Origin of the sequence: Poseidonibacter sp. (genome assembly GCF_041821165.1) — a bacterium.
Lineage (GTDB): Bacteria > Campylobacterota > Campylobacteria > Campylobacterales > Arcobacteraceae > Poseidonibacter.
This window is the reverse complement of the sequence record NZ_JBGUES010000149.1, coordinates 1-5,964: the sequence shown is the minus strand read 5'-3', so window position 1 is coordinate 5,964 and position 5,964 is coordinate 1. Positions and strand designations below refer to the sequence as shown.

8 protein-coding genes are annotated in these 5,964 nt (G+C 24.7%); 3 read left to right on the top strand and 5 right to left on the bottom strand.

Annotated elements, in window-relative coordinates; all coding sequences use genetic code 11:
- A partial coding sequence (locus tag ACERKK_RS10495; protein ID WP_373773031.1) for an AAA family ATPase occupies positions 1-612 on the bottom strand: 612 nt, incomplete at its 3' end.
- Between the two features lie 191 nt (positions 613-803).
- Here ACERKK_RS10495 and blaOXA point away from each other — a divergent pair.
- Complete coding sequence (gene blaOXA, locus ACERKK_RS10490) at positions 804-1,574, top strand: class D beta-lactamase (RefSeq protein WP_373773030.1); 771 nt, start codon at positions 804-806, stop codon at positions 1,572-1,574.
- Positions 1,561-2,046, top strand: coding sequence for a ribonuclease HI (locus ACERKK_RS10485; RefSeq protein ID WP_373773029.1), 486 nt, complete (start codon positions 1,561-1,563; stop codon positions 2,044-2,046). Before blaOXA ends, ACERKK_RS10485 begins: the two co-directional genes overlap by 14 nt.
- Here the strand turns inward: ACERKK_RS10485 and ACERKK_RS10480 are convergent.
- A complete protein-coding gene (locus ACERKK_RS10480; RefSeq protein WP_373773028.1) occupies positions 2,041-3,333 on the bottom strand; it encodes a diguanylate cyclase in 1,293 nt (430 codons plus the stop codon). The two genes, ACERKK_RS10485 and ACERKK_RS10480, sit on opposite strands and share 6 nt — an antisense overlap.
- A 221-nt stretch (positions 3,334-3,554) precedes the next feature.
- On the opposite strand from ACERKK_RS10480, the gene ACERKK_RS10475 reads away from it, so the two are divergent.
- Positions 3,555-4,124: a YqiA/YcfP family alpha/beta fold hydrolase gene (locus tag ACERKK_RS10475; protein WP_373773027.1), complete on the top strand. Its 570-nt coding sequence runs from the start codon at positions 3,555-3,557 to the stop codon at positions 4,122-4,124.
- A gap of 16 nt (positions 4,125-4,140) precedes the next feature.
- Here the strand turns inward: ACERKK_RS10475 and ACERKK_RS10470 are convergent, their stop codons facing one another.
- From ACERKK_RS10470 to ACERKK_RS10460, 3 genes are all read right to left on the bottom strand, one after another.
- Positions 4,141-4,569, bottom strand: coding sequence for a transglutaminase-like cysteine peptidase (locus tag ACERKK_RS10470; protein ID WP_373773026.1), 429 nt, complete (start codon positions 4,567-4,569; stop codon positions 4,141-4,143).
- A 249-nt stretch (positions 4,570-4,818) separates the two neighbouring features.
- Positions 4,819-5,706, bottom strand: a complete 888-nt coding sequence (locus tag ACERKK_RS10465; RefSeq protein ID WP_373773025.1) for a c-type cytochrome — start codon at positions 5,704-5,706, stop codon at positions 4,819-4,821.
- An 81-nt stretch (positions 5,707-5,787) separates the two neighbouring features.
- Complete coding sequence (locus ACERKK_RS10460; RefSeq protein ID WP_373773032.1) at positions 5,788-5,943, bottom strand: hypothetical protein; 156 nt, start codon at positions 5,941-5,943, stop codon at positions 5,788-5,790.
- Positions 5,944-5,964: the final 21 nt, after the last annotated feature.

Below are 5,964 nucleotides of genomic sequence, written 5' to 3'. Positions count from 1 at the left end.
TGCTTTTCTCATAAGCTCAAAAGTAATTTCTCTCACTTGTGAAACACTTCCTGGTGCTGATGTTAGGTTTGATGAATAAATAGTTTGAATAGAATCAATAATCACAACTTCGTAATTATCTCTTAATAGTTCATCTTGTATTTCTTCAAGTTTTATTTCACTTAATAAATAAACATCATCATGATTTGCATCTAATCTATTTGCTCTAAGTTTTATTTGTCCAGCACTTTCTTCCCCTGATACATATAGAACCTTTTTACCACTTTTAGCAATTGAACCAGCTACTTTTAAAAGTAGAGTTGATTTTCCAACTCCTGGACTTCCACCAATTAAAGTAAGACTTCCAGGAACTATTCCTCCACCTAAAACTAAATCAAACTCATCATTGTTTGATGTAAACCTTTGAACATTATCTTGTTTAATTTGTGTGATTGATTGTGCTTTTGATGAAGTATTTACTACTTTTGATGTTTGTTTTAAAACTTCTTGTTGATCAGCATTTAATTCAATAAATGAATCCCATGAACCACAATTTGGACATTTTCCAAGCCATTTTGTAGCTTGTTCTCCACAGTGTTGACATTCAAATAGTGATGTTTTTTTCTTTGCCATTTATTTTCCTTAAAATCTAAAAGGGATTTTATATTATTTTTAATTAATTCTTTTATAGATTTATTTTATCCAAATGTATTAAGATATTTAAATAATATTTCATTTTGAGATATTTTATTATTTGATTTAGAATAGGTTTATTCTTTTTTATATATTATGTTGAATAATTAGAAATATAAAAAGGAAATTTTATGCAGATTATTAAAATATTTATAATATTAAATTTATTATTAAACTTTGTATTAGCAAATGATAAAGAAATAGAAAATATATTTCAAACAAAACAAATAGATGGAACATTGGTTCTTTCATCATTAAATAGTGATAAAGAGTTTATTTACAATAAGAATAGAGCACTTACTCAATATATTCCTGCTTCAACTTTTAAAGTTTTAAATACACTAATTTCACTTGAAGAAGAAGTAATAAAAGATGAATATGAAACAATAAAATGGGATGGTAAAAAGAGATTTTATGAACCATGGAATAAAGACCAAAATTTACAAAGTGCAATTTCATTTTCTTGTGTATGGTGTTATCAAAAATTTGCAAAAGAACTTGGAAATGATAAATATTTATTTTATTTAAAAAAGTTGCATTATGGAAATGAAAAAACTGGTTTAGATGTAACAACATTTTGGTTAGAAGGCGATATGAAAATTTCTGCTTATGAGCAAATAGATTTTTTAAAGAAATTATATAAAAATGACTTGCCTTTTAAGCAAAGAAATATTGATATTACGAAAAAGATATTAACAGTAGAAGAAACAAAAAACTATATTATTAAAGCAAAATCAGGTTGGTCTGGAAAAATTGGATGGTATATTGGTTATATTAAAACAAACTCTAATGTTTGGTTTTTTGCATTAAATGCAGATATTACAAAAGATCAATTAAAATATAGAAAACAAATAGTATTAGAAGCATTAAAAACAAAGAAGATAATCAATGTCAATAATTAGTTTATTTACAGATGGAAGTGTTAATCCCCAGTTAAATATTGGTTTTGGAGCTTATTTGATTTTAACGCAAGATTTAATCTATTCTGATGACTTACAAAGTAATATACAACTTAAGAAATTTGAAGATACATCTTCTACTAAGCTTGAATTACAAACATTACTTTGGGCAATAAATTCTAATGATTTTATTGGTAAAAAAGTAATTGTTTATACTGATTGTCAAAATATTTTAGGTTTATTAAATAGAAGAGAGCGTTTTATCAAAAATAATTACTACTCTAAAAATGGTAAATTAATAGCAAATCATGAGCTTTATAAAGAATTTTATAAATTAATAGATTCTTTAGACTTAGAATTTATAAAAGTAAAGGGTCATAAAACCTCAAGTAAAAAAGATGATATTGATAAAATATTTACTTTAGTAGATAAAGGTTCTAGGACTTATTTAAGAGATTATATAAATAAATTATAAGATAACTGAACAGTTTCTTCCACTTGATTTACAAACATATAAAGCTTCATCCGCTCTTGCAATCATAGTATTTATATTCTCATCTTCACTTAATATTGCTGTAATTCCAATACTAATAGTTACATTTATTTTATTTTCTTCATGATCATAAGATACTTTTTCTATAACCTTTCTAAGTTTTTCTGCAATTATAAATGCATCTTTTCTTGTAGATTTATTTAGTAATATTGCAAACTCTTCTCCACCAATTCTGGCTAATATATCAGAAGACCTAACATTTTTTGATAGTTTACTAGATACTAATTTTAAAATTTCATCACCAATTAAATGCCCATAAGTATCGTTTATTTTTTTGAAAAAATCTATATCTATTACTAATAAACACAAGGGAATTTCTTCTCTTATCGAAGAAGAGAATATCTTTTCACTCATTTCAAAAAAATATCTTCTATTTGGAATTTTTGTTAAAAAGTCCATTGTTGCAAGTTGATTTAACTTTTTCACATTTTCTTCTAACTCTTCTGTTCTTTTTTGTATTTTTATTTCAAGGTCTGTATTTAGTGATTCTATAATTTCTTGTCTTGTAAAAATTGTTTTTATAAAATAGATAACAAAAATCAGAATAATTGTACCAACAGTAAAAGTAAGTAGTAAAAATGTATTGGTTTTTGTTTCAAGTAAAACAATATTTTTATTAAAATTCGTTGTAGGAATACTAACTCTTAATCCACCTTCTATTTCACCAACTTTATAATTATGATGACATTTTAAACAAGATTGTGTTGTTTCTAATGCACCCATAAAATTAAAATTGTCCTTTTCAAGTTTTGTATAATATTTTTCCTTAGTATTTTTTTGAAAGTAAAGAAGAGCTTCTTTTTCAAAATCATCACTTGCATTATCTGGATTTATAGGATTTAAACTAGTAATACTATAATAATAATCACCTTGTTTATTTGAAATATCTGATATTTGTTTTGTCATTGAGGCAGGATTTATTTTTAATAATAGTTCATTGTTTTTTGTAAAAGTATGATTGTCTTCTAAATAAGGATTTGGTTTTTGACCTTCTTTAGCTTTTACATAAACACCTTCATAGTTTGAATTCCATGTTCGTGTATGAACCATATTTGTATAATGTGCAAAGGCTTCTTGTTTAAGCATTTTTATTGAAAGTTCTAAATATTGCTGTTTTGATAGGATTATATTATGAATAATAAAACCCATAATAACTACAATAGTAAATACAGCAGAAAATAATACATATTTTTTTGAAATTCTTTTCATAATAGAACCTAATGTTGAAATAAAGTATCTTATAAATAATATCCCAATATTAAGACTAAATAGTGTTTATAGTGTATATAATATATCATTTTTAAAAAAATAATTAAAATATTTTTATTTAAATCGATATTTATAGAATAACAAAACGAATAAGATGCTAAAAGTATTATCAGCTATAATTTATATAAAAAAATTTATAATCAATTTTTTAAAGGATAAGAATGATAATTTATTTACATGGTTTTGCAAGTGCAGGATTTGGTGCAAAGGCACAAAAATTTTTAGAGTATTTTGAAGAAGAAATTATTACTCCAACATTACCAACTATACCTAATCTTGCTATTGCAACATTGGAGCAGTTAATTGAGGCATTTTTAAATAGAGATATAAAAGTATCTTTAATAGGGTCTTCATTAGGTGGATATTATGCTTTATATTTAGCTAATAAATATGATTTAAAAGCAGTTTTAATAAACCCAGCTGTTAATCCATGTATTACATTAGATGAAAATAGAGAGTATGAAGATGATTTTGTAATTAATTATTATGATAGATCAAGATTTGAATTTAATCAAAGTCATATTAATTCTCTTAAAAATTATGAAGTTGGATTTATAAAAAAGCCAGAAAACTTTTTAACTCTTTTACAAGAGGGTGATGAAGTTTTAGATTATGAAGAAGCTGCATCAAAACTAGAAGAAACAAATCTACATATAGAAGAGGGTGGGAATCATTCTTTTGTTGCAATTGAGAAATATTTTAGAAAAGTTGATACTTTTTTAAATAGTTAGTAGTACTTGTATAGTTTTAGTTATTAAGTTTTTGAAGTTTGAATTTATCCAAAATTACTTGATTTTGAATTTCTTGCATTTGTTTTAAATCTTTTCTATTTATAGATAATTGAAGTTTTTTATTTAAATTATCAAGTATTATAGGAACATAATTTGGCTTATGCGAATAACTTAAAACTATATGTGCTTGATTGTTTTTGCTTAGTTTTGTATATATTAGTTTTAATTTATCTTCATTAATACCAAGTTTTTGAAGAGTAAAAAATTTTGCAATAGCATAATCTTCACAATCTCCTGCACCTGCTTTTACAAACTCAAGAGGCGTTGCCCAATAATCTTTTGTTTTCCAGTTATTTAAATCAGATTTATAAGATATTTTATTGAAATAATCATTTACAATTTTTAGTTTTGCTAATGGTTTTTTATCTTGTGCTAATTGAATCATATCTTTAAATGATTGGATTTTTTCAAGTGATTGAATATCAAAAGATTTTGAAGCATTAAGATTTACTATGATTATTGAAAGTATAAGGAATTTTAAAATTGTAATTGTCCTATCTGAGGTATTTTAAGTAAATAAGTTTTATTTTAAGTGGATGAAATAGTATCATAAGTAAGTATTGATACTACTAAAGAGGAATATATGTAAAATAAAGAGCTTTTTAAACTCTTTATTTAATAATCTTTATTTTAATTATTTATCATTACGGATTTTATTTAAATCTAAACCAAAAGCTTTAAAATTTGATTCTACTGTATGTTTCTCTTCTAAAACTTTAGAGTTATAATAACCCATTTTTTCTCTTGGAAGTAAATGTTCTTTTAAATCAAAAGCATCTCTTTCTTGAGCATTAACATAAATAGAGATATCAATTGCTTCTTGTTGCGTAAGATTAGGATTTCCTAATGGCATATTATGTTTTAGCCATGTTGTCATTTTATCAAGTTTACTTAATCCTGCACCTGTATTATATGAGTTACTTCCCCATACTGGTGGAAATGTTGCTATACCTTGTCCATCAACACCATGACATGAAGAACATTTATTATTGTATAAATTCATACCATTAGTATAATTTTCATGATTTGCTTTTTTTATTAAAGGTGTTAATTCTTTAGTATTTGGCCAAACTTTTGTAAAATGTTCATTTACAGGTTTTTTCTCATTCATTTTCATTGTAGCACCACTTGATAACCATGTAATATATGTTGTCATTGCTATTGATGCTTCAGTATCAACTATTGGTCTAACTCCATTCATACTTCTCATAAAACAGTTATTTATTCTATCTTGTAAAGTTTGAACAGTTTTTTCTCTTTTTGAATAAGCAGGAAATGCAGCTGCTGTTCCTATGAATGTACCTAGATTTTTTGTTTTCCCACCATCTAAGTGACAACTTGTACATTTAAGAGCATTTCCTACATACTCTTTTGTAAGTGGGTGAGTATTTGTATTCATTATAATATCTTTACCTAACTTAACCATTTTTCCAACTTCTCCTTTTGGATAAACAGTAGGTGCATCTGGCACTTGTGCAAACATTATTGAAACAATACTTAATAATAGAATTGACTTTTTCATGAATTCTCCTTTTAATTGAAGAATCTTAACAAGTGTTTGTAAGTTTAATGTTGGTTTTTTTTCTTTATATATAAGATTTTTTTAAGAATTGAAAATATAAGTAAATACAGTACCTTTATTTAGTTTTGAATCACATATTACTTCGACTTTATTTTTAGTACAAATATTTTTAACAATATTTAATCCAATACCAAAACCACCTTTTATAGAATCTTCTCTATAGTATCTATCAAATATTTTATTTGTATCTTTTATCCC

Bases quoted from the DNA above. Each gene is read 5' to 3' on its own strand.
- ACERKK_RS10485 (WP_373773029.1), top strand. From the start codon at position 1,561: ATGTCAATAATTAGTTTATTTACAGATGGAAGTGTTAATCCCCAGTTA.
- blaOXA (WP_373773030.1), top strand. From the start codon at position 804: ATGCAGATTATTAAAATATTTATAATATTAAATTTATTATTAAACTTT.
- ACERKK_RS10465 (WP_373773025.1), bottom strand. From the start codon at position 5,706: ATGAAAAAGTCAATTCTATTATTAAGTATTGTTTCAATAATGTTTGCA.
- ACERKK_RS10475 (WP_373773027.1), top strand. From the start codon at position 3,555: ATGATAATTTATTTACATGGTTTTGCAAGTGCAGGATTTGGTGCAAAG.
- ACERKK_RS10470 (WP_373773026.1), bottom strand. From the start codon at position 4,569: ATGATTCAATTAGCACAAGATAAAAAACCATTAGCAAAACTAAAAATT.
- ACERKK_RS10480 (WP_373773028.1), bottom strand. From the start codon at position 3,333: ATGAAAAGAATTTCAAAAAAATATGTATTATTTTCTGCTGTATTTACT.